20 protein-coding genes are annotated in these 23,321 nt (G+C 70.4%); 4 read left to right on the top strand and 16 right to left on the bottom strand.

All coding sequences use genetic code 11. From position 1 onward, the window contains the following. Window positions 1-56: 56 nt before the first annotated feature. Together AC1DVI_RS08535 and AC1DVI_RS08530 are read left to right on the top strand one after the other, a co-directional pair. Window positions 57-2,351, top strand: a complete 2,295-nt coding sequence (locus tag AC1DVI_RS08535) for an NAD(P)-binding protein (protein WP_476957584.1) — start codon at window positions 57-59, stop codon at window positions 2,349-2,351. Next, window positions 2,348-3,313: an acetoacetate decarboxylase family protein gene (locus tag AC1DVI_RS08530; protein ID WP_476957583.1), complete on the top strand. Its 966-nt coding sequence runs from the start codon at window positions 2,348-2,350 to the stop codon at window positions 3,311-3,313. The genes AC1DVI_RS08535 and AC1DVI_RS08530 overlap by 4 nt, the downstream gene beginning before the upstream one ends. A 39-nt stretch (window positions 3,314-3,352) precedes the next feature. Here AC1DVI_RS08530 and AC1DVI_RS08525 read toward each other — a convergent pair whose 3' ends face one another. From AC1DVI_RS08525 to AC1DVI_RS08510, 4 genes are all read right to left on the bottom strand, one after another. Then, window positions 3,353-4,579 (bottom strand): OmpP1/FadL family transporter, encoded by a 1,227-nt coding sequence (locus AC1DVI_RS08525; protein WP_476957717.1) that lies wholly within the window; start codon window positions 4,577-4,579, stop codon window positions 3,353-3,355. Between the two features lie 57 nt (window positions 4,580-4,636). Further along, complete coding sequence (locus AC1DVI_RS08520) at window positions 4,637-6,646, bottom strand: NAD(P)-binding protein (protein WP_476957582.1); 2,010 nt, start codon at window positions 6,644-6,646, stop codon at window positions 4,637-4,639. Window positions 6,647-6,762: 116 nt separating this feature from the next. Then, on the bottom strand, window positions 6,763-7,560 hold the full coding sequence (gene eutC / locus AC1DVI_RS08515; RefSeq protein ID WP_476957581.1) for an ethanolamine ammonia-lyase subunit EutC: 798 nt from the start codon (window positions 7,558-7,560) through the stop codon (window positions 6,763-6,765). Further along, window positions 7,557-8,951, bottom strand: a complete 1,395-nt coding sequence (locus AC1DVI_RS08510) for an ethanolamine ammonia-lyase subunit EutB (protein WP_476957580.1) — start codon at window positions 8,949-8,951, stop codon at window positions 7,557-7,559. The genes eutC and AC1DVI_RS08510 overlap by 4 nt, the downstream gene beginning before the upstream one ends. Window positions 8,952-9,289: 338 nt before the next feature. On the opposite strand from AC1DVI_RS08510, the gene AC1DVI_RS08505 reads away from it, so the two are divergent. Continuing rightward, on the top strand, window positions 9,290-10,132 hold the full coding sequence (locus tag AC1DVI_RS08505; RefSeq protein ID WP_476957579.1) for a lysozyme: 843 nt from the start codon (window positions 9,290-9,292) through the stop codon (window positions 10,130-10,132). 140 nt (window positions 10,133-10,272) lie between these two features. On the opposite strand, the gene AC1DVI_RS08500 is transcribed toward AC1DVI_RS08505, so the two are convergent. From AC1DVI_RS08500 to AC1DVI_RS08445, 12 genes are all read right to left on the bottom strand, one after another. After that, entirely contained in the window at window positions 10,273-11,043 is a 771-nt protein-coding gene (locus AC1DVI_RS08500) for a short-chain dehydrogenase/reductase (RefSeq protein ID WP_476957578.1), read from the bottom strand. 3 nt (window positions 11,044-11,046) lie between these two features. Further along, window positions 11,047-11,937 carry a polysaccharide deacetylase family protein gene (locus AC1DVI_RS08495; protein ID WP_476957577.1) on the bottom strand — a complete coding sequence of 297 codons (891 nt, stop codon included), beginning with the start codon at window positions 11,935-11,937 and terminating at the stop codon, window positions 11,047-11,049. Further along, complete coding sequence (locus AC1DVI_RS08490) at window positions 11,934-12,701, bottom strand: ABC transporter ATP-binding protein (protein WP_149165939.1); 768 nt, start codon at window positions 12,699-12,701, stop codon at window positions 11,934-11,936. The genes AC1DVI_RS08495 and AC1DVI_RS08490 overlap by 4 nt, the downstream gene beginning before the upstream one ends. A 15-nt stretch (window positions 12,702-12,716) precedes the next feature. Beyond that, the gene (locus AC1DVI_RS08485) at window positions 12,717-13,598 is read right to left on the bottom strand and encodes an ABC transporter permease (protein WP_476957576.1); all 882 of its coding nucleotides are present in this window, start codon (window positions 13,596-13,598) and stop codon (window positions 12,717-12,719) included. A gap of 79 nt (window positions 13,599-13,677) precedes the next feature. Further along, the gene (locus tag AC1DVI_RS08480) at window positions 13,678-14,619 is read right to left on the bottom strand and encodes an ABC transporter substrate-binding protein (protein WP_476957575.1); all 942 of its coding nucleotides are present in this window, start codon (window positions 14,617-14,619) and stop codon (window positions 13,678-13,680) included. Window positions 14,620-14,686: 67 nt separating this feature from the next. Then, on the bottom strand, window positions 14,687-15,496 hold the full coding sequence (locus AC1DVI_RS08475; RefSeq protein ID WP_476957574.1) for an enoyl-CoA hydratase: 810 nt from the start codon (window positions 15,494-15,496) through the stop codon (window positions 14,687-14,689). Then, on the bottom strand, window positions 15,496-16,689 hold the full coding sequence (locus AC1DVI_RS08470; protein WP_476957573.1) for a CaiB/BaiF CoA transferase family protein: 1,194 nt from the start codon (window positions 16,687-16,689) through the stop codon (window positions 15,496-15,498). The genes AC1DVI_RS08475 and AC1DVI_RS08470 overlap by 1 nt, the downstream gene beginning before the upstream one ends. Next, window positions 16,686-18,059: an amidase family protein gene (locus tag AC1DVI_RS08465; RefSeq protein WP_476957572.1), complete on the bottom strand. Its 1,374-nt coding sequence runs from the start codon at window positions 18,057-18,059 to the stop codon at window positions 16,686-16,688. Before AC1DVI_RS08465 ends, AC1DVI_RS08470 begins: the two co-directional genes overlap by 4 nt. Before the next feature lie 95 nt (window positions 18,060-18,154). Beyond that, a complete protein-coding gene (locus tag AC1DVI_RS08460; RefSeq protein ID WP_035681627.1) occupies window positions 18,155-19,057 on the bottom strand; it encodes a LysR family transcriptional regulator in 903 nt (300 codons plus the stop codon). A gap of 160 nt (window positions 19,058-19,217) precedes the next feature. After that, window positions 19,218-20,180, bottom strand: coding sequence for an arsenic resistance protein (locus AC1DVI_RS08455; protein WP_476957571.1), 963 nt, complete (start codon window positions 20,178-20,180; stop codon window positions 19,218-19,220). Window positions 20,181-20,231: 51 nt separating this feature from the next. Beyond that, window positions 20,232-20,663: a MerR family transcriptional regulator gene (locus AC1DVI_RS08450; RefSeq protein WP_149165946.1), complete on the bottom strand. Its 432-nt coding sequence runs from the start codon at window positions 20,661-20,663 to the stop codon at window positions 20,232-20,234. An 86-nt stretch (window positions 20,664-20,749) separates the two neighbouring features. Further along, window positions 20,750-22,132: an aminotransferase-like domain-containing protein gene (locus tag AC1DVI_RS08445; RefSeq protein WP_476957570.1), complete on the bottom strand. Its 1,383-nt coding sequence runs from the start codon at window positions 22,130-22,132 to the stop codon at window positions 20,750-20,752. A gap of 150 nt (window positions 22,133-22,282) precedes the next feature. Between AC1DVI_RS08445 and AC1DVI_RS08440 the strand changes: the two genes are divergently transcribed. After that, window positions 22,283-23,143, top strand: a complete 861-nt coding sequence (locus AC1DVI_RS08440) for a DMT family transporter (RefSeq protein WP_149165948.1) — start codon at window positions 22,283-22,285, stop codon at window positions 23,141-23,143. Window positions 23,144-23,321: the final 178 nt, after the last annotated feature.

The raw sequence follows: 23,321 nt of genomic DNA, 5'->3' as shown, positions 1-23,321 counted from the left end.
TACCGCGAAATTCCGCGGCACCGTCGCGGGGATGCCGGATCTGCCGGGGGGAGAGCATGGCGAAGACGAGGGTTGCAATTCTGGGTGGTGGCGTCGGCGCCCTCACCACGGCGCATTTCCTGTCCGACACGGACGAGAAGCGGGCGCGCTACGACGTCACCATCTACCAGATGGGCTGGCGGCTGGGCGGCAAGGGCGCCACCGGGCGCGACCAATGGAACCGCATCCAGGAACATGGCCTGCATGTCTGGTTCGGCTTCTACAACAACGCCTTCAAGATGCTCCAGGACGTCTTCGACGTCTGGAAGCGCTCGCCGGACAACACGTTCCAGTCCTGGCGGGACGTGCTGAAGCCGCAGCGCTTCACCCCCATCGGCATGGTGCTGGACGACGGCAAGCCGGCCTATTGGCCGCTGACCTGGCCGGTGCTGGGCGGCGAGCCGGGCTCGGCCAACGTCATGCCGACCCTGCCGCAGGCCATCGCGTCGTTGGTCGGCGTGGTGCGCGACGTGTTCGAGAACTGGGACGAGCTGAGCGGCCTGATCGTCGACGGCAAGCTGGTCCACATCGACGGCCGCACCGTCGCGCCGATGCCCGTCCTGCCGGCCGACCAGCAGATTCTTCCGGCGCCGCTGGCCACCCGCTTTGCCGAGGCGATCCGCGGCTGGAAGGACCGCGAGGTCCGCCATTTGGCGCAGGCCGAGGCGCTGCTGAAGGGCGCCGCCGTGACCACCGCGAAGGACGCCGCCATCGCCGCCCACCGGCTGATCCGGGCGCTGGCCGACGGGGCGCAAAATGGGCCTGGGTCCAACCCGTTGGCGGCTCCGCCGGTCGAGCATTTCCACGACCTGATGAAACTGCTGCGGCTGATCGAGGCCGCGGCGGCCACCCTGCCCAGCAACCACGTGGCCCGCGACCTGTTGGCCTTCGTGCTTCCCTTCACCGTCGGCATCATCGCCGATTTCGCGATCGAGAAGCGCACCGCCGATTCGCTGGACGATCTGGAATTCACCGACTGGCTGATCCGCCATGGCGGCGACGCCGAGGCGTTGAAGCAGAGCTGCTCGCTGCGCACCTGCTACGACACCTTCATGCAGTACAAGGACGGCGACTACCGCCAGCCCAACTGGGGTGCCGGCGTCGCGGCGCAGTCCTGCGTGCGCATGTTCGCCACCTGCCGCGAATCGGTGATGTGGAACATGGAAGCGGGCATGGGCGAGGTCATCATCGCGCCCATCTACCAGACACTGCTCCAGAACGGCGTGAAGGTGAAGTTCTTCCGCCGCGTCGAGGACATCGGCCTGTCCGACGACCGCGCGCTGGTCGAGACCGTCCGTCTCGCCCGGCAGGTCGATCTGGCCGACGGCGGGGACGACTACCAGCCGCTGATCACCGTGCCGCTGGAGGACAGGAAGTTCCTGCTGGCTTGGCCGCTGGAGCCGCTGTGGGACCAGATCAAGGACGCGGACAAGGTCCAGGCGGCGCTCGCCACCAACAACTCCTCGCTGGAATCGCATTGGTGCGCGTGGGAGCCGGTCGGATCGGAGACGCTGCAGCGCGGCCGTGACTTCGACATCGCCGTCCTCGGCATCTCCATGGGCGGCTTCAAGGCGATGAACGATCAGCCGACCCTGGCGGCGGAGCTGCAGGCGGCCTCGCCGGCCTTCAACGCGATGACCAGCAACATCGGCATCATCCCGACGCTGTCCATGCAGCTGTGGTGCGGCCCCGACCTCCAGGGGCTGGGCTGGGAACCGGGTCAGCCCGCCGCCGTCGCCGGGCCGGAGCCCTGGTCGATCTGGGCGGAGATGGGGCAGACGCTGCCCTACGAGTTCCGCCCCGGCGAGACGGGTGCGCCGAAATCGGTGCATTACATCTGCGGCGTCTGGCAGACCGGCCTGGTCGCCCGCCCGACCACCGACCTCGCGGTGCCGAAGGAGGCGCTGGACAACGTCACGGACAGCGCGGCGGAGTGGCTGGACGCCTACATGGGCAATTTCTGGCCGAAGGCGACGGTGTCCGGCCAGGGCGGCGTCGGCTTCAACTGGAACGTCCTCTACGACCCGTGGAACGGCACCGGGCGGGAGCGGCTGTCGCACCAGATCATCCGCGCCAACGTCGATCCCACCGAAACGCTGCCGGGCAGCGCCGCCGGCTCCACCAAGTTCCGGCTGCGCACCGACGCGAGCGGGTTCTACAACCTGTTCCTGGCCGGCTGCTGGGTCCGCACCGGCTTCAACACCTCCTGCATCGAGGCGACGGTGATGTCCGGCATGCAGGCGGCGCGGGCGATCTCCGGGACGCCGCTGTTCATCTCCGGCGAGAACTTCCTGAACGGGGCGCCGTCGTGACCGCCCCCCGCTACGTCTCCTTCGCCGGGCATGGCGAGGTGTCGATCGCCGCACCCGGCGTCTTCACCGACAGCCTCGCCACCGCCTTTGTCGTGCGCAGCAACCCGGTGAACACCCAGGCGCTGGTCGACAAGCTGCTCAACGCGGCGCCCGCCGGGGCGGTGCGCTACACGGTGGCCGGCCCGGTGGCGCTGTGCACCTTCCTGTCGGTCGGGCGCTGCACCAGTCCGACCGAGCCCTTCGGCTGGATTCCCTACCGGGAGGCCTCGCTGTGGCTGCCGCTGATCGAGCATCGGCCCGGCCACTGGCCGCGGCTGGTGCTGTGGATGCCCTACGTCTTCCCGGACGCGACCATCCCGCTGGTCTGCGGGCGGGAGGGCTGGGGCTTCGCCAAGTCGCTGGGCCGCATCACGCTGCCGGAGGAGGGGGCCGAGGCCCCGCGCTTCGTCTGCGAGACGACGCTGTTCCGCACCCTGTCCTCCGATTGCGAGGGGGTGTTCGCCCCCCTGCTGACCGTGGAGGGCGGGCCGTGGACCCCCGGTTCGGCGTGGCAAAGCCTTGAGGATCTCGCCGCCGACCTCGGCGACGCGCTGAAGGCCCTGCTGCGCCCCGGCGGGTTGGTCGAGGGGGTGGAGGTCGCCGTCAAGGCGGTCGAATCGCTGCTCGCCGGCACGGTGCCGGTCATCAACCTGAAGCAGTTCCGCAGCGCCCCGGACAGCGAGCTGGCCTGCTATCAGGCGCTGATCGACTGCCCGATGCACGTCGACCGCTTCCGTGGCGCGTGGCCGATGCGGGGCGACTGGACGCTGCGGGTGGCCGACTACGCCAGCCATCAGGTCATCTCGGACTTCGGCTTCGCGGCCGGGCCGGATGGCAGCGCCACCGTCCATGTGGATTTCGCCATGCAGATCCACATGGACTTCCGCGCCAACCCCGGCCGGGTGGTCTGGCAGGCGGAGTGAGGAAAAGGGCGCCGGCTCCGGAAAGGGCCGGCGCTTTCTTTAGAACGAGGCGCTGAGGCTCAGCGCCACGATGTCGGTGCCGTTGCAGAACTTCCCCGGATTGACGGCGGAGCCGTTGGGCGGCGTGCCGTTGCTCACGCACTCCTGGAAGCCGTGGGAAAAGGCGCCGTCCAGACGCAGCGTCTCGGAGAAGGCATAGCCGACGCCGAAGCTGGCGTGCTTGGTGATGACCACCGGGATGACCGAGACGATGTCCTGCGCCGGGGCGGTCCTGTCGGCCCAGCGGAAGCCGGCGCGCAGGGTCAGCGCGTCCGTCACCCGATAGGCGCCGCCGATGGCGAAGATGTTGATGTCGCGGTAGCGCTGCGGCAGCGTTTCCCACACCGTGCCGAGGCCCGGCACATCGACGCGGATGTTGTACTGGCGCAGCGCCTGCGCCCAGAAGGCCCGCCGGTAGTCGAAGGCGACGGTCAGGTCGGGCCGCAGCCGGTGGCTGATCCCGATGCCGAACTCGGCGGGGAGCTGGAAATTCCCCAGCGTGTACTTCGCGGGCTGGGCCAGCCGTGAGCCGTCGGACCCCAGCACGATCACCGAGCCGTCGCCGGTCAGGTTGTTGGGCGCCGTGCGGAATTGATAGAAGCTGCCGATGGTGGTGTCGGCCTGCGGCTTCCAGGTCAGGCCGAGCCGGCCGCTCACCCCGTCGCCTTCCACGCCGGCGCGGGCGATCGACGGGTCGAAGATGTCGAAATAGACGCCGCCGCCCATCCCGACCATGGCGGTGGCCGCACCGAGCATCGGCCCCTGTCCGGTCAGCCGCCCGCTGTTGGCCAGCGCGCCGAGCTGGTCGGCCCCCTGGAGGACGCGGAAGCCGAGCCCCGCCCGCACATAGTCGATGGCGCCCGCCACCGTGACCTTCGGCGTCACGTCCCAGGCAGCGGCCAGCGGGACGCGCATGAACATCGCCTCGCTGCCGGTGCGCAGCCCGCTGTCGACGCCGGACGGCAGGCGGGCCATGAAGCTGCCCTCGCCGTACTCGGTGCCGAAACCGCCCTGGGCGTAGGTGCCCAGCCCGAGGGCCAGAGTCTCATGCCGCCAGACGAAGCCGCCCTGGGGGATGTAGTAGCCCTGGAAGGGGAAGGTGTCCTTGCCGTGCGCCACCTCGCCCGTCCGCGTCTGCGTGGCGCGCAGACCGGTCGGGGCGGCGACCACCAGCCCGCCCTCCAGATAGGAGGAGGAGCGCTGGGTCAGGGTCGCCGGGTTGAGGATGCGGGGGGGGCCCCCCCGCCGGCAAACGCTGCGATTACGCGCATTGACTCAGGATTCTCAATCGGACGGGGTGAGGTCGATGGTCTGGCGGGCGATGGCCTCGGCGGCCTGCTTTCCGGAGAGGACGGCGATTTCGGCGCTGCCCGCGCTGAACCAGGTCCGCGTCCAGTCCCCCGCCAGGAAGGCGTTGACGAAGCCGCTGTCGCCCGGCTTCAGCCGGGTCTCCACCGTCGCCGGGAAGCACTGCACGTAGAGTTCCGACGGGTCGAGGTTGTAGCGGTAGTAGGAGGAATAGACTTGGCTCTGGTCGAACACGCCGTCCTTGACCGTGTTGGGCCACAGCACCCCGACGTTGGCGTTCAGCCACTGCGTGGCATCCCGGCGGACGTCCGCGGCCATCCGCTGCGGCAGGCCGCAGGCGTAGGGCGGGGCGCCGGCCGGCCAGCGGGCGGTGCCGCAGAAATACTCCACGGCCTTGACGGTGCCGGGCGGCCAGGATTCGGCGGGGATGAGGTGGCTCATCTCGCCCCAGCTGTCGAGTTCCTCGACGTAGCTGGTCATGGCGGTCGGGCCGGCCTTCCAGCCCATCTCCTCGATGCTCGGCGTCATCCAGAGCTGGACCGCCTGGGTCGGCACCGCCGGGGTGACCTCGACCATCTGCTTGAAGCGCAGGTCGGCCTGCATCAGCTCCGCCGCCGGTTCGGCCAGCGCGGCGGGCGGCATCGCCAGGACGACGAGGTCGAAATCCTTGCCGACCTCCAGCACCGATTCGCCGGCGGTGCAGTGGCAGAACACCGATTCCAGGTTGATGCCGGCGTCGCGGATCTTGTCGCCGTCGACGATCTGGCTCCAGTCCGGCTCGGACGGCCAGCAGTAGAGCCACTTCCCGTCGTCGCCGTAGCCGACCTTGACGAACGGGTCATAGGCGCCGTTGACGAGATCGACCTGCCGGTTCAGACGCACCCGTTCCACCCAGGCGCCGTTCTTCGAGGTTTCCAACTTGGTCAGGCGGTGGAACAGCTTGATGTCCACCCCGCGCTGTTTCAGCACGAACCAGGCGGGCGTGAAGACGGTGTCGCCCATGCCGGCGTTCATCTTCCACAGCGGCGCGCCCTTGTAGGCGAAGCCCATCAGCAGAAGGATCTCCGCCGCGGCACCGGCGGCGAAGCGCGCGTTCTCCGGCCCGTCGGTCGCTTCGCCGTTCTTGTAGGAGAAGCACATGTCGTAGAGCAGGCGCACCGGCGCCGACCACGCGAAGGTGTCGGAAATCCCGTTCTTCTGCAGCCACTCGCGGAAGTCCTCGCCGTTGATGCGGTCGAAGCCGTCCTTCCCGTAGGGCAGCACGTCGGCGAAGCAGCCGATGGCGAAGGCGAGGCCGAAATCGGCGAAGCAGGCGAACTCCCAGCCCTCGTCCGACAGCTTCAGCAGCGGTTCCAGGACCGCCTGGAAGCCCTTCTGGACGATCTTGAGCAGATCGACGATCAGCCCGTGGTCGAGGGCGCCGTCGCCGGCCTCCTCGATGTGGGCCCGCGCCTTGTCGAGGGCGTCCAGGCCGAGCTTGGCGGTGAGATGGCCGGGCAAATGGTCGTGCTTGGCGACCAGATTTTGCAGCGCGCCGATCAGGAGGGCCGCGAAGCCGTTCGGGCCGAGCGACCGCGGGTCGCCGGGCGTGCCGGAGCGCTCGGGGAAGTCGAGGTTCCAGGAATGCCAGCGGGTCTTGCCGAAGCGCGGGATGTCCTGCATCAGCGTCACCTGATACAGCGGGCGGAAGGCGTCCTGCCAAGTCTGGAAGGCGTAGTCGGCGGGCTCGTCCCACTCCGCGTAGGCGCCGCGCACCATCCGGAAGGCGTTGTCGTAGAAGCCCAGGAAGATGTGCAGCCCGTGCTCCTCGATGCGCTGGCCCTGCTTGGCGTTGCGGCCGCTGGCCCCCTTGCCGCCCAGCCGCCAGCCGTGGCTGACCAGCGTCACGTCGAACTTTTCGCGCAACGCCTCGGTCGCCGTGAGAGTCAGCGCGGCGGACACGCCCCCAAGCCCGCCGCCGAGCACCAGCACACGCGTCTTTCCCATCGCAGCCACCCCGAGCCCCCGGTTGTTTTGCCGGGGGATTGTGCTTGGCATCGCCGGTTGTCGCAATGGGATTAAGACGAATGCGAACATTCCGCCGCCGCACCGGTGCGGATCGGTTACGGAACGCCGCCGCCCGGCAGTTCCGGCGGAGCGGCGGGAGCCGCGGCGGCGAGCCGGATGCCCGACCGCCGCTGGGCGAACATTGCGGTGAGCAGGGCGGCCGCCTGGGTGGCGGCGGCGGCGGGGGCGAGGCCGCCGACTCGGACGTTGGAGATGCAGTTGCGCTCGCTGTCCACCCGGCCCGGCCGCGGCTCCCAGGTCAGGTAGAGGCCCAGCGAATCGGCGGCGCTCAGCCCCGGCCGCTCGCCGATCAGGACGACGCTCGCCCGCGCCTGGAGCAGCGCGCCGACCGGGTCGCCCAGCGCCACCCGCGCCTGTTCGGCCACCACCACCGGCCCGACCCGCAGCCCAGCCGCCTGGAGCGTCGGGATCAAGGACTCCAGCACCGGGACGGCGTTGGCCTGCACGGCGGTGCCGCTCAGCCCGTCGCCGACCACCAGAACCACATCGGGGGCGCGGACCGGCTCCGACAGGCGGCGTTGAGACTCCTCCGACAATTGCCGGCCGAGGTCCGGGCGCTTCAGGTAGGCGGCGCGGTCGGGCGCGGCGCTGGTCACCGGGACCGCCGGCCAGCCGCGCTCCGCCAGCGCCGCCAGCAGCGCCGCGGCGTCGAGCGGCGTGTGCACTGCGTCGCGCGCCTGGGCATGGGCGGCCTGGAAGGCGAGGTGGGCGGCGGTCGGCAGGCCGCTCCCGGCGTGGCCCAGCGCGATCCGCGCGTCGGTGTGGCGGCGCAGATGCGCCCAGCGGTCGGGTTGGGCTGGGGAGGGGAGAGGCACCGGCTTGGACTCCGTCATGGCTGCTCCTCCGGCAGGGGCAAGGCGGGCAGAAGGGACGACGCGGCGGGGTCGAAGCGCAGGCGCCCTGTGGAATCGGCGATGCCGGCGGCCTGCTGCCACGCCTCGAACTCCGGCGCCGGGCGGCGGCCGAGCAGCTGGCGGACATAGAGCGCGTCGTGGAAGGAGGTGCTCTGGTAGTTCAGCATGATGTCGTCGGCCCCCGGCACCCCCATGATGAAGGTGCATCCGGCCACGCCGAGCAGGGTCAGCAGGGCGTCCATGTCGTCCTGGTCGGCCTCGGCGTGGTTGGTGTAGCAGACGTCGCAACCCATCGGCAGGCCGAGCAGCTTGGCGCAGAAATGGTCCTCCAGCCCGGCCCGCGTGATCTGCTTGCCGTCGTAGAGGTATTCCGGCCCGATGAAGCCGACCACCGTGTTGACCAGAAGCGGCCGGTAGCGGCGGGCGACGGCGTAGCAGCGCGACTCCACCGTCTGCTGATCCACTCCCTCATGCGCGCCGGACGACAGCTCGCTGCCCTGGCCGGTCTCGAAATACATCAGGTTGTCGCCGACGGTTCCGCGGTTCAGCGCCTTCCCGGCTTCCCACGCCTCGTCCAGCAGGGCCAGCGAGACGCCGAAGGCGCGGTTGGCGGCCTCCGTCCCGGCGATGGACTGGAAGACCAGATCGACCGGCGCCCCGCGCTCCATCGCCTGCAGCGCCGTGGTCACATGGGCCAGCACGCAGGACTGGATCGGCGCGCCGGTGCGCAGGCGAAGCTCCTCCAGCATCTCCAGGAGCGTGGTCATCGCCTCCACGCTGTCGGTGGCCGGGTTGATGCCGATCACCGCGTCGCCACTGCCGTACATCAGCCCGTCGAGGACGCTGGCGGCGATGCCGCGCGGGTCGTCCACCGGGTGGTTGGGCTGCAGGCGGGTGGAGAGGCGTCCCGGCAGACCGATGGTGTTGCGGAAGCGCGTGACGACGCGGGTTTTGGCGGCGACGGCGATCAGGTCCTGCAGCCGCATGATCTTCGACACCGCCGCGACCATTTCCGGGGTCAGGCCGGGGGCGAGCGCCGTCAGGGCCGCCGTGTCGGCCTCCTCCGACAGCAGCCAGTCGCGGAAGCCGCCGACGGTCAGATGGGCGACCGGGGCGAAGGCGGCGCCATCATGGCCGTCGACGATCAGCCGGGTCACCTCGTCCGTCTCGTAGGGCACGACCGCCTCGCTCAAGACATGGCGCAGCGGGAGGTCGGCCAGGGCCATCTGCGCGGCCACTCGCTCCGCCGCGCTGGCGGCGATCAGCCCGGCCAGCGCGTCGCCCGAGCGTGGTGGCGAGGCGCGGGCGAGCAGCGTCTTCAGATCGGGAAACCCGTAGCGCGTCCCGGCCAGCGTGTGGGCGAATGCCATGGCGTCCCCTTATCCCCCTCGGTTCGTCCGCTCAACCCGGCGCCAGCACGATATCCCCGCTGTTGAGTGTGGGGGCGCCGACGCGTCCCGTCCAGCGCCCGTCCGGCATCGGCACCGATCACAGAAAGATCGGGACGCGCCCCGACCCTGCATCCGGGGCAAAGAAAGCGCTGTACAAATCAAGGAAAATAATCCTTACTGACAGGCGTCAGCCCTCGAATTGCGCCCGCCCGGCTCCGCCGCGGCGGGCGTCGTCGTTCTGGCCGTGTTTTCCGCCATCGGTGCGGCCCCCGCCGGCCTCGAATGACACTTGTTCCCGACCTTCCGCAGGAGCGACCATGACCACCACCCTTCGGGCGGCTCCGCCGTCTGCCGCCCTCGATCTGGCCCGCCACTTTGAAGGCTTGTCCCGCACCGCGTACCGCTGCCCGGCCGGCGTGTGGACCATCGGCTACGGCCACACGCAGGCCGTGACCGCGGGCGACACCATAACCACCGACCAGGCCGAGCGCCTGCTCGCCGGTGACTTGGTCGAGGCGGCCACGGTGGTGGACGGTGCGGTGACCGTGCCCCTGACCGACGGGCAGCGGGCCGCGCTGATCGATTTCGTCTTCAACGTCGGGCCGGGCCGGTCCAGGAAGGGCAAGGACCCGGGGAAGGACGGCTTCGTCCGCCTGCGCAGCGGAAAACCCTCCACCCTGCTGCGCAAGCTGAACGCCGGTGATGCCGCCGGTGCCGCCGCCGAGTTCGGCGCGTGGGTCTATGGCGGCGGTCGGGTGCTGCCCGGTCTGGTGCGGCGTCGCCGTGCCGAGGAACTGCTGTTCCGCGGGTCGGACTGGCGCCGTGCGCTCGACGATGGTCCGATGGCGCAGACGGTCGAGCCGGCGGCGCCCTCCGTGCCGGCCGGCGCTGTCCGTGCCGCCGCAGGGACGCTGGCGCTCGGCGGTTCGCTCGGCGTGGTGGCTGAGGTGATGGCACCGGTGCTGCAGGTGACCCGGCAGGTGCAGGACCTTGCCGAGCAAGCGCAAGGCGTGGCGGCCCAGGCGCAGGGCGTGACCGCCCAGATCCACGGCCTCGCCCGATTGCTCGGGTGGGCGCCATCGCCGGCGGTTGCGGTGCTGGCCACCGGCTTGGCGGTGACGCTGGCGCTGCTTTGGCGTGCGCGTCGCGCCCGGGGCTGACCGCAAGGACGGCTCACGGACGATCCATAGACATCGACGCTCCATCGACAAGGCACGGAGCGGGTTTGGACCCGAGCGTCACGGTGGACGCGTCGATGGCCCATCCGGCCTGACCGGGGAGGGCCATTGAGCGATCCGGTTCAGCGGAACCGTCCGCCGCCGTCCATGTCGACCACCGAGCCCGACAGGTAAGTGACGCGCGGCGAGCTGAGGAGCGTGACGAGGGAGGCGATCTCCGACGGCTCGGCGAGGCGCCCGAAGGGAAGATCGCCCAGGGCTTCGGTCCAGCGTTCCTCATCGTCGAAGCGCGTCTTGGCCCGCTTGCGGTAGACCGCAGCAACCCGGTCGGTGCGCGTCGCCGAGGGGTTTACCCCGAAGACGCGGACGTTCCAGTCGGTGCTGCGGGCGCCCACCGCCTGGGTGAAGGCGATCAGGGCGGCGTTGCCCGCCGACCCGCAGGCGTAGTCCCAGCGCGGCGTCATGCCCATCATGCCGATGACATTGACGATGGTGCCGCCGCCGCGCTGCCGCATCGCCTCGACGAAGAGCTTCGTCATGTGGATGTAGCCGAAGACCTTCAACTGCCACGCCGCTTCCCATTCGGCCATGCCGAGGTCGAGGACGCTGCCGCCGGGGATCGCCCCGGCGTTGTTGACCAGCACGTCGATGTCGGGAAGCGCCGCGGCGAGGCGTTCGCGGGCCTCACCGTTCGCAAGGTCGGCGGCCATCGTCTCGACCGCCACGCCGTGACGTTCGCGGATGCCCGTCGCCGCCGTATCCAGCGCCGCCGCGTCGCGGGCGACCAGGACGGGCAGGGCGCCCTCGGCGGCGAAGGCCTCGGCGCAGGCGAGCCCGATCCCCTTGGAGCCCCCGGTGACGAGGATCCGCTTTCCGGACAGGTTCAAATCCATCGCTCAGCCCTCCGCTTGTTCGGTTGCCGGCTCCGCCGCCGCGTACCAGTCGGCGATCTGCGGACCGGTGGCGAAGGCGACGTGCGGCGAGGCCTGCAACAGGTCCAGCATGGCTTCCAACTCGTGCAGGCGATGCGGCACCGCGATCAGATGCGGATGCAGGCCGATGGCCAGAACGCGCGGGTTCTCCGCGCATTCCCGCTCGAACAGCCGCAGGGTGTGGCCGAGCCGGCTCAGCATCTCGCCCGTCGCGTGCTTCTCGATGGCGTAGACGATGGAGTCGTTGATCTCCAGGTTGTAGGGCATGGCGAGCAGCGGGCCGTGCGCGGTGCGCATCCAGCTCGGCAGGTCGTCCACCACCCAGTCGAAGACATGGTCGATGCCCTGGCGGCGCAGCAGGTCGGGCGTCTGCACCGTCTCGCGCAGGCCGGGGCTCAGCCAGCCGCGCGGGCGCGTGCCGGTGAAGCGCTCGATGCGGTCGAGCGCCGCCTCGATCAGCGCCTCCTCGCCGTCGCCGGCGTGGTTGATCGCCTTCTGGTGCATGCCGTGGCCGATGAACTCCCAGCCGGCGGCGAGCATGGCCTCGGCAGCCTGCGGGTAGGCGTCGATGACGCCGGCATTGAGGCTGGTCGAGGCGGGCACGCCGCGGTCGCGGAACAGCGTCAGGATGCGCGGCAGGCCGCTGCGCATGCCGTAGTCGGCCCAACTGAAGTTCGGCACGTCCGGCACCGTCTCCCGCCCGTGGGGCGGGGTGATGATGGTGCGCGGCATCGCCTCGTCGAAGCGCCAGTTCTCCACGTTGACGACCAGATGGGCGATGATCCGCCGCCCCTGGAAGTCCGGCAGCGCCGGCCGCGCGTCGGACAGGCGGTAGCTGATCCGAGGGTTGGTCATGCGTGCTCCTTCTGAGCGGCGCGCATCTCGGCCATGATGGCGGCCTTGTGCCGGATGAAGGCCGGGTCGGTCAGCTGGTCCACCGAGCGGGGCCGCGGCAGATCGACGGTGATCTCGCGGGTGATCCGCCCCGGCCGGGCCGACATGATGCAGATGCGGTCGGCGAGCAGGATCGCCTCGTCGATGTCGTGCGTGACGAACAACACCGTGGTGCCGAGCGACTGCCAGACGTCGAGCAGCAACTGCTGCATGCTCATGCGCGTCTGGGCGTCGAGCGCGCCGAACGGCTCGTCCATCAGCAGCGCCTTCGGGTCCATGACCAGGGCGCGGGCGATGCCGACGCGCTGACGCATGCCGCCGGAGAGCTGCGAGGGCAGGGAGTCGGCGAAGCGTTCCAGCCCGACGATGCGGAGCAGTTCGCGGATCTTCGGTTCGTACTCGGCGCGCGGCCGCTTCTGGACGCTCGGCCCGAAGGCGATGTTCTGCTCCACCGTCAACCAGGGCAGCAGGGCCGCCTCCTGGAAGACGACGGCGCGTTCCGGGCCGGGGCTGTCGACCGTGCCGCCGTTGAAGGTCAGCGCGCCGGAGGTCATGTCCTCGAAGCCGGCGATGAGGTTGAGCAGGGTGGACTTGCCGCAGCCCGAGGGGCCGAGCAGGGCCACGAACTCCCCCTCGCCGATATCGAGATTGACGCGGTCGAGCGCGACGACCGGCTCCTTGCCGGGGTAGGTCTTCACGACCTCGCGGAAACGTATGGTGCCCATGTGGGTCTCCGTGCTTTAGCGCGAGGCGGATTGGAGCCGGCGCCAGCGCAGGGCCCAGTGCTCGACGGTGACGATCAGGCGGTCGCTCAGCAGGCCCATGGCCCCGATCGACAGCATGTCGGCGATGACGACGTCCATGCGCCCGACGTAGTAGGCGTCCCACAGCACGTAGCCGAGCCCCGACTTGACCGCGACCATCTCGGAGACGATCACCGCCGTCCAGGCGATGCCCAGACCGATGCGCAGCCCCGTGAAGATCGCCGGCAGCGCCGCCGGCAGGACCACGCGCCGCAGCACGTCGAACCGGCTGGCCCCCATCATCTCGGCCGCCCTGATCCAGTTGCGGTCGACGTCGCGGGCGCCGTGCGTCGCGTTCACCACGATCGGGTAGAAGCCGCCCAGAGCGATCAGGAAGATCGCGCCCATGTCCTGGATGCCGAACACGGCGATGGAGAAGGGCAGCCACGCGGTGATGGGGATGGGACGGAGAAGTTGGATCGTCGGATCCACCGTGCCGGACACGGCGCGGCTCCAGCCGATCATGACCCCCGCCGGGATGCCGATGGCCATGGCGAGCACGAAGCCCTGGGCGACGCGCATCGACGAGAACAGCACGTTGCTCAGCCACGTGCCGCTGTAGGGGTTGAGCCCCATGCCCTGCGGGCCGAAGGCCCAGACGACCCAGGCCTCCCACACCCGGTCGGGCGTCGGCAGGACTCCGCCGGCCAGCGAGCCGCCCGATCCCGCGAGCTGCCACGCAGCGATCACCAGGACGGGCAGCAGCGCCGCGCGCAGCGCCGCCCCGGTGCGGCCCGCCGGGAACAGGCCCCGGCTCTTCACCTTCGGAGCCGCCGGCACGGGGGCCGCGTCCAGAGCTCTTGCGGGCGCGTCATTCATCACTCCAGTCCTCCGCCATTCTTGTCGGCCGCCACGCTGTCGGAAGGCCGCCCGCCGAAGCGGGCGGCGGCGTTCCAAATCACTGAGCCTTCTCGACGAAGGAGGCGTCCCAGTACTTCTCGATGTCGCCCGACACGTCCTTCGGGATGACGCCCAGCTCGTTGAAGGCCTTGGCCTGACGCTTGATCTGGTCGACGGTGGTGACGGAGCCAAGTTCGATCACCTTGGACGCCTCGGCGGCGAGCTTGGTGTCGAGGCCGGTCAGCGACGCATAGGCCTTGGTGAACTCTTCCGGCGAAGCGGCGAGCGTCTTCTGCGCCTGCAGATAGGCCCAGACGAACCGCTCCATGGCGGGGCGCTTCTCGGCCATCGACTTGCGGTTGGCGGCCAGCATGCCGAGTTCCGCGCCGACCGACTTGGACTGGCTGTATTCGAGATTCTTGGCGAAGAAGCCGTAGCCCTCCATCACCGGGATCGATTCGAAGGGCTCCCAGGTGACGATGGCGTCGACCTCGCCGCGCTGCAGGGCCTGATCGAAGTTGGCACCGCCGCCCTGGATGTTCACGGCCTGGAAGCTGTTGTAGGGGATGTTCTTCTCGGTCAGCGTCGCGGCGAACTGGAACCACACCGCCGAACCGGGGGCGATGGCGACCTTCTTGCCCTTCAGGTCGTCCCAGCTGTCAAGTTTCACGCCCTTGCGGCCGATCACGTATTTCGGGGAGCTGCCGACGCCCATGATGCCGACCATGTCGGTGGCGCCCTGGGCCAGCGAGATCGCGAGGTCGGCCGGTCCGACGGTGGCCATGTCGAGGGAGCCGGCGAGGAGCGCGGTGCGCGCGTCGGCGTAGCGGGCGAACTCGACCGTCTTCAGTTCGACCCCGAGCTTCTTGAGGTCGTCGGTGATCATCACCACCGGGGCGGCCTGGGGCGCGGGTACCGCGGCGCGGGGGGCGGGCGACCATGCCAGACATCCGGCGATGACCGCGCCGATGGTGTTGAGACCCAGATGCTTCCAGTTCATGACTTGTCTCCCTGTTTATGGTTCGCCGCCCCGTAGGGCCGATCCTCCGCCTTACTCTCCCTTGAAATCAGGCACCCTTGAATTGGGGTTCTCTTTTTTGCGCGAAGGCGGCACGCCCCTCCGCGTAATCGGCGCTGGCGAAGCAGCGGGCGACGAGGGCGTCCACCGCTCCGGTGTCGGCCGGACCGTCGGTCCGCAACGCTTCCAGCATGGCCCGTTTCGCCGCGCGCAGCGTCAGCGGCGCGTTCCCGGCGATCAGGCCGAGGTAGTCCTCCACAGCGCCGTCGAAGGCGGACGCGGCCGCCACGCGTTGGACGATGCCGAGGCTCGCCGCCTCGTCCGCCGTCACGACGCGCGCGCTGAACAGCAGGTCGGCGGCGGCGGTGGCGCCCATCCGCTGCACGACGAGACGCACCAGGGGGAAGCCGTAGCCGAGCCCGAGCCGGGCGCCCGGCATGCGGAACCGCGCGCCGTCGTCGCTGAGCCGGAGGTCGCAGCACAGCGCCAGTTCCAGTCCGCCGCCGAAGCAGATGCCGCGGATGGCGGCGACCGTCGGCACCGGGGCTTCGAGAAGCGCCTCGGTCGCGGCCGACACCGCCTCTTCGTAGGCGGCGGCCTGGGCGGCGTCGGCGCGGACCGTGCCGAATTCGGAGATGTCGGCCCCGGCGGAGAAGGCGCGCTCCCCCGCACCGCGGACCAGCAGGACGCGGACCGCGGGGTCGGTCACGGTGCGGCCGATGCGCTCGGGCAGGGACCGCCACATCTCCAGCGTCATCGCGTTCAGCCGCCGGGGCTGGTCGAGCGTCAGGCGGGCGATTCCGCCGGACACGTCGAGCCCGACCACACCTCCAACAGCGCCCGGTTCCTGCTCGGCCATCAGACGATCCCCTGCGCCTTGAGGGCGGCGACGTCCGCCGCGGACAGGCCGATGGCGCCCAGCACCTCCGCCGTGTGCTCGCCCGCGTCGGGGGCGGGCCGCTCGATGCGGGCGGGGGTGCGCGACAGGCCGACCGGCTGGCCGACGAGGCGCATGGCGCCGCGGGCGGGATGCTCGCAGGGCACGGCGATGCCGAGATGCCCGACCTGCGGGTCGGCGAAGACCTCGTCCATGCGGTAGATCGGCCCCGCCGGAACTCCTTCCTCCTCCAGCCGCGCCAGCCAGTCCGCGGTCTTGCGGGTGCGGAACACCTCCTCCAGCAGCGGCTTGAGCGTGGGACGGTTGCGGAAGCGCTGCTCCTGCGTGGCGAACTCGGGGGCGTCGGCGAGATCCTCGCGCCCGATGGCCCGGCAGAAGGACCGCCACTGCCCGTCGCCGCCGACGCCGATGTTCAGGTGGCCGTCGGCCGTCGCCATCACGCCCATGGGGGTCGAGTAGGGGTGGTCGTTGCCCGCCGGCTGCGGGACCTCGCCCTCCACCAGATAGCGCGCTGCCTGGAAATCCATCAGCGCGATCTGGGACTCCAGAAGGGAGGTCTGGACCCACTGCCCCTCGCCGGAGCGTTCGCGCTCCGACAGGGCAACCAGGATGCCGATGGCCGCATACAGGCCGGAGGCGCTGTCGGCGACCGCGATGCCTGCCCGGACCGGCCCCTGGCCGGGAAGGCCGGTCACGCTCATCAGGCCGCCCATGCCCTGGGCGATCTGGTCGAAGCCGGCGCGCTCGCGGTAGGGGCCGGTCTGGCCGTAGCCGGAGATGGAGGCCAGGATGATCCGCGGATTCACCGCCCGCAGCGCGTCGTAGCCGATGCCGAGGCGGTCCTTGACGTCGGGCCGGTAGTTCTCGACCACCACGTCGGCCGTGCGCACCAGCTCCAGGAACAGGTCCCGCCCCTGCGGGGTGCGGAGGTTGAGCGACAGCGACCGCTTGTTGCGATGCAGGTTCAGCATGTCGTAGCCGTGCCGGGGGCCGCTCATCCCCTCGTTGCGGTCGACGCCCGGCGGCGCCTCGACCTTGATGACGTCGGCCCCGAAGTCGGCGAGCACGCGGCAGCAGGTCGGGCCGGCGCGCACGCGCGTGAGATCCAGGACTCGGATGTGCTCAAGAGCTTTTGCGGGTTCGGATCGGGTCATGAGCCACGCTGTGCAAGAGGGCTGGGAAAATCGGTGATCTCGCTGGGGCGACGCCGGTGCCAGCCGGTCCGCGCCTGCAGCGCCGCGGCGAGCGCCAGCAGCGCGCCGTCCGTGCCCGGACGGCCGACGATCTGGAGCGCCACCGGCATCGCGCGGTCGTCGAAACCGACCGGGACGGCGACCGCCGGCAGGCCGAGGGCGTTGACGAACCGCGTGTAGGCGCTGAGCTGGTAGAGCGTCGCCGCGCGGAAATCCGGAGAGGCCGGATCGGCCACGGCGACCGGCGGCGTGCGGATCGGCATGACCGGCAGCAGGAGGGCGCCGGCCTCGCCGAACAGCTTGGCCAGGACGGGCGCCGTGGCGCCCGACAGCGCCGCCTTTGCCGCTACGAGGCGGTCCGGTGCGATGTCCCGGCCCTTGGCGAGCCGCCGGGCGAGGTTTGGGTCCCGCGCGGCGAGGGCGAGCCCGCCATGCTGGGCCGCCGCTTCGGCCTGGAGAATGAGGAAGAGGGGGTCGGACAGCGCCTCGATGGCGGACAGGCCCGGCCATTGCTCCAATGAGACGCCGCAGGCGGCGAGGGCCTCCACGGCCTCGCGGCAAGCCGTCTGGATCGGCGCTTCGGACGCCTCGACCGCGTCGGACAGAATGGCGATGCGGGTCGGCGGTTCGGATAGGAACTCCATGTCCGTCGCCAGTACGGGCGCCAGGAGTTGGATATCGCGCGCGCTGCGGGCGAGAAGCCCGATGGTGTCGAGGCTGGGGGCCAGCGTCATCGCCCCGGCGACCGGGACCGCGCCGTAGGTCGGCTTCCAGGCGGTGACGCCGCAGGCCTGCGCCGGGATGCGCAACGACCCGGCGGTGTCCGATCCCAGCGCGGCGAACACCGCGCCGGCCGCCACCGCGACCGCCGATCCGGACGAGGACCCACCCGGCACGAACTCGCGGTTCCAGGGGTTGAGCGCCTTGCCCACGCCGGAAGGCTCATAGGCGAGAGCCGTCATGGTGGTGAAGCCGATCCGCCGCGCCCCGGCCCCGTCGAGCCGTTCCAGCACCGCCGCCGCCCGTTCCGGTGCCGGGCCGGATGCGTCGTCCGCGGCAGCGGGAAGGCCGCAGCCGGGCAAGCGGCTCACGCTGTCAAACATGTCCTTGGCGGCGTAGGGCAGGCCGGCCAGCGGGCCGGCGGCGTCCACTTCGGCGGTGCCGATCTCGACGAAGCAGCCGAAGCGGGCCTGAACCTCCGCCGCCCAGGCCGCGCAGGCCGCGGCGGCCTCCGCGCGTGCCGCCGACGGGAGCCCGCTCCAATCCGCGAAACCGGGCCCGGCCCCGTTGGGGTCGTCAGGAACATCGGGGTTCTGGATGGTCCAGGACATTCGGCCCACTCCCTCATCGCCGGACCTGATGATGAGGGTCTGCACAGTTGCCTAGAAGAACAATTGCGACACACCTGATTTCGAATTTCTCGAAATCACGGCTTCGGCACGGCCTGCTCCCGCAGGAAATCCAGAAGCCGTTGGCTCGGCGCGTCCAGCGCGTCGGGTGAGCGAACACAAATCTCGAAGCTGCGTTCCGCCCACTCCTCGTCGAGGGCGACCAGTTCGACGCCGAGCGCGTTCGACAAAGGCAGCACGGCGCGCTTCGGCAGAACGCCGACGCCCAGCCCCAGGCTGATCATCTGGCACATCACCTCGAAGCTGCGGACCTGGACGCGCACCTTGATGAAGCGGCCCTCCGCCCGCGCCCGCTCGGCCAGCAGGCCGTGCACGGCGGTCCCGCCCTCCAGCGCCACATGCTCCTCGTCCAGAAGCTCGGCGAAGCGCAGGCTGGGCCGGTCGGCCAGACGGTGCCCGCGCGGCAGTGCCACCCACAGCCGGTCCTTGGCGTAGGGGTAGCGGACCAGCCCCTCGGTCCCCCGGCCGCCGACGATGACCCCGATGTCGGCCTTCTTGCGGTAGAGTGCGTCCAGCGTGTCGGCGCTGGGGCGTTCCTCCAGCTCCAGCTTGATGCCGGGATTCTCGGCGGCGAAGCGCGAGAGGTCGGCGGCGAGGCATTCCACCAGCGCCGAGGAGGAGGCGTAGACCCGCACATGGCCACGCACGCCGGACCGGTACTCGGCGAGCATCGCCTCAAGCTGCGCCCCCAGATAGACCATGTCGTGGGCGTAGCGGAGCACGAGCAGCCCCGCCGGGGTCGGTTCGATGCCGTGCGGGCGCCGCTTCAGCAGCGGCATTCCGGCGTCGTGCTCCAGCAGCCGGATGCGCCGGCTGGCGGCGGAGACCGCGAGATTCAGGGCCTCGCTGGCGCGGCTCAGGCTTTTCAGCTCGCACGCTTTCACGAACAGCCGAAGCGTCGCCAAATCATGGTGCAGCACGGTCCTCACACCCCATCCGCAAATCCGCCGGTCCTCCCAGAGTGCCATCACCGGCGCGGGCGGGCGAGCGCGATGACATGGTGGCTTGCCGCCGCCTGGGAAGCCGCCGCCTGGGAAGCCGCCGTTGTCGCCCGTTCGCAGGCGGGACTCGACACAAGGCTCAGCGCGCGGGCACGAGGCGCGGCACCCAGCGGACGTAGGTGAGCATGGCGACAAGCTCCACGAGGGTCTGGGTGACCACGACCGCCGGCACCAGCGCCCCACCCTCCGGAACGGCGAAGGCCAGCGGCAGGACGACCAGGGAGTTGCGCGTGCCGCCGCTGAAGACGACGGCCCGCGCCGCCTTGGTCTCCAACCGGAACAGGCGCGCCACGGCCCGGCCGGCGTAGGGCATCGCCACCGCGAAGGCGATGTAGAGCGGCACGGCGAGGGCCACGGCCCGCGCCTGGGCGGCCACGTCGGCGGCGACCGCGACGACGACGAGGAACAGCACCACCGCCATGAGCGGCACCGGCAGCCACGCCATGGCGTTCGCGGCGGCTTGTCCGGCACCGCCGCGCGCCGCCCAGGCCTGCGTCGCTCCGGCCATCGCCAACGGCACCGCGATCAGCCAGACGAAGGCGTCGATGAAGGGACCCGGTTGTATGAGCGCGGCCGCGTCCCTCCCGGCGAACAGGCCGAGGTAGATGGGCAGAAGCAGCATCTGGACGAACAGGAGAATTGGCGTCGCCGCCAGCACCAACCGCGCATCGCCGCGTCCGAGATGGGTGAAGACGACGACATAGTCGATGCAGGGCGCCAGCAGCACCAGCAGCACGCCGAGACGCACCGCCGACTGACCCGCGGGCAGAAAAGAAGCCAGCCCGAAGACGATGCAGGGCACCACCGCGAAATTGACCAGCAGCAGGGCCGACAGGAAGCGGGTGTTGGTGACGCTCCGCCGCAGGTCGCCCAGCGGGACCTGAAGAAAGGTGACGTAGATCAGCGCGGCGAGGGACGGGTTGATCCCCGCTCCCCAGGCCTCGCCCGGCACGACGGCGGCGGCGAGCAGCCCGGCGGCGACCGCGGCGAAATAGACGGCGACCTGATGGTTTTCCAGATCCGCGCGGGTGAGGGCTGCCATGTCTCGGTTCCTGATATGGATCTCGTGTCCGGGCGCTCCGGTCCTGCCGGGTTACGGGCAGCAGCGGCCATCCTCGTGGTGGGGAGACAGCGCCTCGATGATGCGGCATTCCGCGATCCGGCCACCGCGCCGGCACTGGTGGGCGAGCCGGTCCAACTCCCCGCGCAGGCGTTCCAGATCGGCGATCTTCCGCTCCACCTCGTGAAGCTGTTCGAGCACCAGCGCGTCGACCTCCCCACAAGGGCGGTCCGGCTGGTCGGCGAGGTCCAGCATCGCCCGGACGGTGTCCAGCGGAAAGCCGAGATCGCGCACCCGCCGCACGAAGGTCAACCGCCGCACATGGTCGTGGCCGTAGCTGCGGTAGTTCCCCGCCGTGCGGGCGGGCGCCGGCAGGACGCCGATCTTCTCGTAGAAGCGGATGGTCTCGACCTTGGTGCCGGTCAGCTTGCCGAGCGCGCCGATGGACAGATCCTGCTGCACCATCACAAAACCCCTCTTGACCCTATAGTGGCTCCAGGGTCCATGGTAGCGCAGGACGGGCGGCCGCGCATCGGTCGTCGAAGGGGAACTCACCCTTGCACCGCCGTCACGCGGCTCAGAACCTCGAAGACGCGCGGGTCGCTCATCTGGGCGACGTTGAACCGCAGACAGCCGGCGGCCGATTGGTTCACGCTGAAGACGTTGCCCGGCGCGAGAACCACCCTCTCGTCCAGCGCCGCCCGCGCCGCGTCCGCCGCGTCCCGGCCGTTCGGCAGGCCGCACCAGAGATAAAAGCCGCCGCGCGGCATCAGCCAGGGGTGCAGGCCGATGGCCGCCAGCCGGTCCGCCGTCTCGCGCCGCGCCCGAGTCAGGCGTCGGCGGAGCCCGTCGAGATGCTTGCGATAGCCGGCGTCGCCGAGGGTCATCAGGACGAGTTCGGCGGCGACCGGGCTTGGACCGCCGAAATTCGTCGCGACCTGCAGATCGACCAGTGCCTCCACCCAGTCCGGCCGTGCCGCGAGGTAGCCGCAGCGGACCGAGGCGGAGAGCGTTTTCGAGAAGCTGCCGATCCGGATGACCTGGGTCAGCCCGTCCAGGACGGCGAGGCGCGGCGAGGGGTCCGGTTCGAAAGCGGCGAAGATGTCGTCCTCGACTATGGTGACGTCATGGGCGGCGGCGGCAGTGAGCAGCCGGTGCGCCGTCTGCGGCGACATCGTGGCGCCGGTCGGGTTGTGGAGCGCCGAGTTGGTGATGTAGAGGCGTGGGCGGTGCTCGGCCAGCGCTTCGGCGAAGAGCGCGGTGTCCGGCCCGTTCGGCGTGTAGGGAACGCCGACGATGCGGACCTGATGGGCGCGCAGCAGGGCCTGGAAGTTGAAATAGCAGGGGTCGTCGATCAGCACCGCGTCGCCGGGGCGCAGCAGGAAGCGGCAGATCAGGTCGATCGCCTGGGTTCCCGATCCGGTCAGGAGGATCTGGTCGGCTCCCGCCGCGATCCCCTCTTCCGCGAACTGCCGCGCTAGGAGCCGGCGCAGGGCGAGCGAGCCGCGCGTGCTTCCGTAGTCCGCCAGAACGGCGTCGTCGGCGTGCGCGAGGCGGCGGATGGCGCGGCGCAGGGCGGCGTTGGGCATCCAGTCCGCCGGCAGCCACCCGCAGCCGGGTTTCAGCATCTCCGCGCCGGCGTCGAGCGACTGCCGCGACACCCAGAAGGGATCGATGGCCCGGTCGCGGCGCGGTTCGGCCTCGGCCAAGGCCAGCGGCGGCAGGGCTCCGGAGACGTAGAAGCCGGAACCGGGCCGCGAACGGACAACACCGTCTGCGGCGAGCCGGTCGTAAGCCTCCACCACGGTCGACGGCGACACGCCCATGATGGTGGCGAAGCGGCGGATGGATGGCAGCCTGTCTCCCGGCGACAGCCGGCGGTCCGCCATCCTTTGGCGGATCGCGTCCATCACCTCGCCCGTCCGTGTGCCCATTCGGCTCGTCATTGCGCCGCCTTCGGCATCTGTAGCCCTCTTGGTACCAGTACAGTTTGGTGAAATTGTATGGGATCGTTGCTGTCCCCGCCAGCGCCCGCCGCGCTAGGTTCGCCCAGCAACGGGCATGGGACCGGAAAGGACAATGGGATGCGGTGGGCGACGGCGGGTTGGGGCAGCGGGTTGCTGGGTGTGCTCATTTTCAGCGGGTCGTTGCCGGCGACGCGCGTCGCGGTGGGGAGTTTCACGCCCCTTTTCCTGACGTCCGCCCGGGCGCTGATCGCCGCCGTGCTGGCGGCCGCCCTGCTGGCCGTGCTGCGACAGGCCCGCCCGCTGCGCCGCGATCTCGCACCGCTCGTGGTCGTGGCGCTCGGCGTGGTCGTCGGCTTCCCGCTGCTCACCGCGCTGGCGCTGCAGCACATCACCTCCGCGCACTCCATGGTTTTCATCGGCTTGTTGCCGCTCTCCACCGCCCTGTTCGGCGTACTGCGCGGCCGGGAGCGGCCGAAGCCGGTCTTCTGGCTGTTCTCGGTCCTGGGCAGCCTCGCCGTCGTGGGTTTCGCCCTGGCTCAGGGCGGCGGGGCGTCGCTCACCGGGGCGGGCCTGATGGTGGCGGCCATCCTGCTCTGCGGGTTGGGCTACGCCGAGGGTGCGGTGCTGTCGCGCCGTCTCGGCGGCTGGCAGGTCATTTCCTGGGCGCTCGTGCTGACGATGCCGGTGATGGCCGGGGTGGCGCTCGCGACGATGCCGGACGCCTGGGCGGGCATCGGGGCTCCGGCCTGGATCGGCCTCGCCTACGTCTCCGTCTTCAGCATGCTGGTCGGCTTCGTCTTCTGGTACCGGGGCCTTGCGCTCGGCGGCATCGCCGGGGTCGGGCAGCTGCAGCTGCTCCAGCCGTTTTTCGGGCTGTCGCTGGCGGGCCTCCTGCTCAACGAGCCCGTGGCCTGGAGCATGATCGCCGTGACCGGGCTGATCGTGCTGTGCGTCGCCGGAGCGAAGCGCTTCGCGTGAGCGGCGATGCCGACGCCCTCGGCCGATCCTTCCCGGTTTGAAACCTTGGCCTATGGCTATTGGTCTAACAAATCGTTTCTCGCCGTACCCCCCTGATCAGCTTAAAGTGGCGTTCCGCTGTGCACCAACGGTTACGCCCCTGTTGTGGGGGGCGATGAGAACAGGAAGGACGGGACGT

The sequence above is a fragment of the Azospirillum sp. P4_B5 genome (assembly GCF_056402275.1).
Note: the sequence above shows the minus strand (reverse complement) of the source record. Positions and strands in the feature narration are given on the sequence as shown.

What these genes read in the sequence shown, in the direction of transcription:
- AC1DVI_RS08490 (WP_149165939.1), bottom strand. Translation starts at nt 12,701, where the DNA reads ATGGGCACCATACGTTTCCGCGAGGTCGTGAAGACCTACCCCGGCAAG.
- AC1DVI_RS08495 (WP_476957577.1), bottom strand. Translation starts at nt 11,937, where the DNA reads ATGACCAACCCTCGGATCAGCTACCGCCTGTCCGACGCGCGGCCGGCG.
- AC1DVI_RS08440 (WP_149165948.1), top strand. Translation starts at nt 22,283, where the DNA reads ATGCGGTGGGCGACGGCGGGTTGGGGCAGCGGGTTGCTGGGTGTGCTC.
- AC1DVI_RS08500 (WP_476957578.1), bottom strand. Translation starts at nt 11,043, where the DNA reads ATGGATTTGAACCTGTCCGGAAAGCGGATCCTCGTCACCGGGGGCTCC.
- AC1DVI_RS08470 (WP_476957573.1), bottom strand. Translation starts at nt 16,689, where the DNA reads ATGACCCGATCCGAACCCGCAAAAGCTCTTGAGCACATCCGAGTCCTG.
- AC1DVI_RS08480 (WP_476957575.1), bottom strand. Translation starts at nt 14,619, where the DNA reads ATGAACTGGAAGCATCTGGGTCTCAACACCATCGGCGCGGTCATCGCC.
- eutC (WP_476957581.1), bottom strand. Translation starts at nt 7,560, where the DNA reads ATGACGGAGTCCAAGCCGGTGCCTCTCCCCTCCCCAGCCCAACCCGAC.
- AC1DVI_RS08475 (WP_476957574.1), bottom strand. Translation starts at nt 15,496, where the DNA reads ATGGCCGAGCAGGAACCGGGCGCTGTTGGAGGTGTGGTCGGGCTCGAC.
- AC1DVI_RS08465 (WP_476957572.1), bottom strand. Translation starts at nt 18,059, where the DNA reads ATGTCCTGGACCATCCAGAACCCCGATGTTCCTGACGACCCCAACGGG.
- AC1DVI_RS08535 (WP_476957584.1), top strand. Translation starts at nt 57, where the DNA reads ATGGCGAAGACGAGGGTTGCAATTCTGGGTGGTGGCGTCGGCGCCCTC.
- AC1DVI_RS08485 (WP_476957576.1), bottom strand. Translation starts at nt 13,598, where the DNA reads ATGAATGACGCGCCCGCAAGAGCTCTGGACGCGGCCCCCGTGCCGGCG.
- AC1DVI_RS08450 (WP_149165946.1), bottom strand. Translation starts at nt 20,663, where the DNA reads ATGGTGCAGCAGGATCTGTCCATCGGCGCGCTCGGCAAGCTGACCGGC.
- AC1DVI_RS08445 (WP_476957570.1), bottom strand. Translation starts at nt 22,132, where the DNA reads ATGGGCACACGGACGGGCGAGGTGATGGACGCGATCCGCCAAAGGATG.
- AC1DVI_RS08505 (WP_476957579.1), top strand. Translation starts at nt 9,290, where the DNA reads ATGACCACCACCCTTCGGGCGGCTCCGCCGTCTGCCGCCCTCGATCTG.
- AC1DVI_RS08455 (WP_476957571.1), bottom strand. Translation starts at nt 20,180, where the DNA reads ATGGCAGCCCTCACCCGCGCGGATCTGGAAAACCATCAGGTCGCCGTC.
- AC1DVI_RS08520 (WP_476957582.1), bottom strand. Translation starts at nt 6,646, where the DNA reads ATGGGAAAGACGCGTGTGCTGGTGCTCGGCGGCGGGCTTGGGGGCGTG.
- AC1DVI_RS08510 (WP_476957580.1), bottom strand. Translation starts at nt 8,951, where the DNA reads ATGGCATTCGCCCACACGCTGGCCGGGACGCGCTACGGGTTTCCCGAT.